The sequence below is a fragment of the Clostridium sp. genome (genome assembly GCF_051650885.1).
In the GTDB taxonomy this organism is placed as follows: domain Bacteria; phylum Bacillota; class Clostridia; order Clostridiales; family Clostridiaceae; genus Clostridium.
This window is the reverse complement of the sequence record NZ_JBOFRG010000066.1, coordinates 1-4,320: the sequence shown is the minus strand read 5'-3', so window position 1 is coordinate 4,320 and position 4,320 is coordinate 1. Positions and strand designations below refer to the sequence as shown.

2 protein-coding genes are annotated in these 4,320 nt (G+C 33.6%); both read right to left on the bottom strand.

Going from position 1 to position 4,320, the window contains the following annotated elements; genetic code table 11:
• Positions 1 to 1,965: hypothetical protein (locus ACRC28_RS03535; protein WP_438542075.1), on the bottom strand; the 1,965-nt coding region annotated here is incomplete at its 3' end.
• Between the two features lie 6 nt (positions 1,966 to 1,971).
• Entirely contained in the window at positions 1,972 to 4,110 is a 2,139-nt protein-coding gene (locus tag ACRC28_RS03530; protein WP_438542074.1) for a hypothetical protein, read from the bottom strand.
• Positions 4,111 to 4,320 lie beyond the last annotated feature (210 nt).

Here is a 4,320-nt window from a genome sequence, read left to right as displayed (position 1 = left end):
AGGATCATACCTAATGACAATTGGAATTAATGTATGTTTTATCACAGCTGAATACCATATATTCAAGGTTTTTTCTCTCAACCACGGTACTCTTGCCTTTTGTCTTGTTAACTCCAATTTATTATAAATCTTATCAATGGCTTCTTGTCTTTTGCTGTATTCGATTGATGTATATGTTTTATAACATATATCCAGCGGATAACCTCTTTCTCTGAGGCATTTCATCAGGTGGATGGCAGCTGTATGATAGTCTTTCATATCGCTACATAGGATTCTTCTTCTGGTTAATTCTGTTCGAATTATACCAATCTTCGTCGCAACCGGATGACCTGATTTCCAAGGAACATACTGATATGCACTCAGCTTTTTATAATGCATATTTGTACATATTCTTACTGTATTATTAATTTCATCCAGTCTTCCAGATATATCTATGTCTAGAAAATTTATTGCTTTCGAGTTTAAATCCTTTGCCTGAATAATTTCTGCTGTATTCCAATCAAACTCAAGCCTGTCTGAACCTGAAATATCATCTGTAAGCTTAAATGGTTTAATACAATTAGTCATAAGTGTTTTGCACTCATCTATTGATAAACCATTAAATATAGCAAGTACATCATCATAAAATCTAAAGTATTGTATTAGATTCTTATTATTAAATATTTGTGAATGCATTTCTCTGCAATGCACTGTTAGATTTGCAAGGATAGGACTTGATTCACTACCCATACATAAACCATGGATTGGTTTATACATCTTACCTTGATGTGTAAAGCATGACGCATTAACCAATGTATATATCAATTGTCCCCATTCTGTTTCAGATACCTGTTTTAATAGTGTTTTAACTGATGGGCTTGCGGCTAACGCTGTCGATGCCATTATCGATGCTTCTCTTAAATCGATGTTGGTGTACATCGATTTAATGTCAGCTATGATGATGATAGCAGTTGGTGGTAATTGGATATTCATTAATGCTTTGATCACTTCTACTGTGGAAAGTAAAATATACTTTATTTTATAGGTGATATGTTTTAGCATTAACGCTAGGAATTTATGTACTCCAGATAGTTTATTTTTACACATGGGGATAATGGGACGAATTGGTGGTCTTTCTATGTTTTTGTGGATTTTTAATAGCCCATACATTGCTGGGTTACTTTTTCCTTTGTCCATTTTGTCCTCTATATATCTCAGAGCATGTGAAGGGTTCTTCTTCCCTAGGTATCTATCAAGATATTGGAGCCTGGCTGTACACCATCTTTTTATCCAATTTATCCTGGTTTCTATATCTTCCAAATCATCCAACGGCTTGTAAGTATCAAGTTGATTAATGTGTTCCATCATTAATTCGTTGTATAGATTTTTATCTATGATAGCAAGTCCCATATTTTTATCTGTATTTACCAATAACCAGTCTCGATTCAATCTGTTGTTTAATATGTTTATAGCAGCCTGGTATTTCCTGCTGATATTAGTAAACATTTTAATGTTTGGTGTTGTTTCATCAAACCAATTTTCGAGAAACCTTTTTACTGGATACAGCATTAATAAATCTTTGTCTTTTGGCATGTATGTTTTGTTAGAGACATACATGGGTGGGATCGGACCATCATCGTTATGTCTAAACACGAATTTAAGAGCAATTCGTCTATATAGTGCAAATTTTGCATTATATAGCTCTTCTATTGATAGTTGTTTCGGACTTCTAGTAAAGTTTAGTCCTAGCGAGAGTAGTTGTTTGCATTCATATGGCATTGCATCTATGCCTATTGCATGTGCCTTAGTTTTAAGGCAATTATCAAATTTTTCTAAAGGAAGCAATAGAATCATAATTTCAATTATAATCTCCATTTCTAATCCTTTCCTGATTAAATATTTGATTAGTTTACTCCTGGCTTTCTCTCTATCAATTGCTTTCTCAATAATAACATGATGCACATACATCTCTTTGATCCAATTCATTGATTGCTATTTCTGACGATTATTTCTATTATTAGGAGGTTTTCCTTTGTTAGTATTATTTTTCTGAGTGTTTTTGATCACTCTGGTTTTCTTTTTGGCAGTATTTTGTGTCTGTCCAGCTTTATTATTTTGTATTCTTGGAGAACTGTTGTCTGCAATTCTTACAACTCTTGGCGTACTTGCATTTGAAGAACGTGGTGTTCTAACGCTTCTAGGCCTCTCAGTATTGTTGTTATTATTTGCATTGGTTCTCGCTCTACTCATAATTCTGTTGTTTTTAACGCTGGATTGAATACTGTCTCTAGAAGTCGATCTTGTTCTACTCGATTGTCTCGATGATGAGGTCGAGTTATGTCTCGATCTAGATCGATTTGCAATATTATTATTTGGTTGTTTAGGTTTCCACATGAGTGTATTTGTTTGTAAGAATTTCCATACCATATTTAATTTTTTATTTTGGAGTTGATATGCATTTGCATATTTTTTGTCTAGCTCCGTGATTTTTGACGTTATGGATTCATACAAGGGCGACTCGATTTCTGTGTTAACTCTTTCCTGTATTACCTGCTCTGTTAATTCTATTTGTTTATCTCGTTCATTAAGTCTCGCTTGTCTTGTTTCGAAGTCTTCACTTAATTTACTGGTTCTAATAAACAATATAAATTCTAGAGCTGGTAATATCTTTTTAGGCAAGGTTATCAGTTGACGTTGTGTCATTTTCTGGAACAACGGTAATAATATTGATTGCACAAGATTCCCTAGTGTAGCATTAAACTCATTTTTCATCGCATCTCTAATAGCACAGTCTTTTTCCATGCTGCGCTTCCAATCATTAATGATTGAATCTCTGATAAGTTGTATACCTCTGGCTGTATTCTCTTGTTCAGCTGTACTGGGTATGTAGTCAGATTCTGGTTGTATAGATTTCGCAATGTTATTAAGTTTATTATCCACATGTCTGGGAAACTTTCCTTGTTGTATAAACACTTCATTAACTAAGACTTTATAATGCGCTTTCATTAACTTTCTGAATATGTTTACCCACTCATCACAGAACTTTTTCAGTTCATTCTTTTCATTTAGTGAGTTCAGAAAGGCAATTATTGTAGCGTAGTGGTCCTTTGGTTTGTGTATCTTTTGATGAGCTTCTAGCTGCATCCATTTGAAACCAGGAGCACTATCTCTACAATTTGCTTTAGGAAGTACGTCACTAAGTGTGACCACATTAGTTGGAATTTCTTCTATCTTGTTATCTATTGTTACATTATTTATGGTAATACAGATCCTTGGTTTCTCTGTGTTGGGATGATTCATACTAATGCCTGAAGATGTGAAATTTCCTCCATTTCCATTCAAGGCTGATGTAGGTGAATCGGCACAGTTCGTTTCCAATCTAATACCATTTTGATTGAGAGAAGAAATAAGGGCTTCTGCTACCCTAGGTCCTAGTTCTTCGAAACACTTACGATGCATCAAAAATTCATTATTCATTTCATGAATTATATGCCTGTTGGTATTGTCATTCTGTATTTGAGCATTATGATTGTTTTTCAATTCAGCAGTCAACCTCATTAATGAATCAATAATTATGTTGAACGTTTCTTTTTGTTCACTCATAATTCTTTCAAATGATCTTACTAAAATTGCTTGGTTATGTTGTTGTTCTTGGTGGAGTTTATGTTGTTCTTCACTCCTTTGAGCAATACTAGTAACTAATTGCATATGATGATCATATTGTTCATTAATTAATCTTTCAATTAATATGTTGAATTCTCTGGTTGATTGTTTTGTTTGCTCCATAATTTGTTCTGTATTTTCTTGAGAACTTTCTTTAAGTTTCTCAATATTCCCTTCAAGGAATTCTTGAAAATCGCTGTCCATTGATCTAGAGATTTTTCTACACGATCCTATACAATTGTGTGTATTCTGGGATGATGTATTTATCTCCTTTGGGCTAGGGATGAGTTCAAATTCTTCCCTAGACCTTATTCTTGATGAACTTCTCGATCTTCTGACAGTACCATTATTGCTGATATTCCTGCTACTATTGTCTCTGACAATAGTCATTGTTGCTGGCGTTTCAGCAGATACCTGACTAGAATCCATTTGATCTTCGTCAGATGAACTAATATATATTTTATCCAAGACTAATTCCGTAGGATTGGGCATATTCCACTAGTTTGAGGGTCGATCCCAGGATGGCTATATATAGCTGGCTGACTGTTGCGTCTTAATAAACAGGGTTTCTGTTGATTAAATAAATATTTAAATAAGACTCAGTCTATCCTTATTTTAATATATATATATATATTAAACTTGTCATTAGTTTGGAATAGTTATATACATTATAGTAAG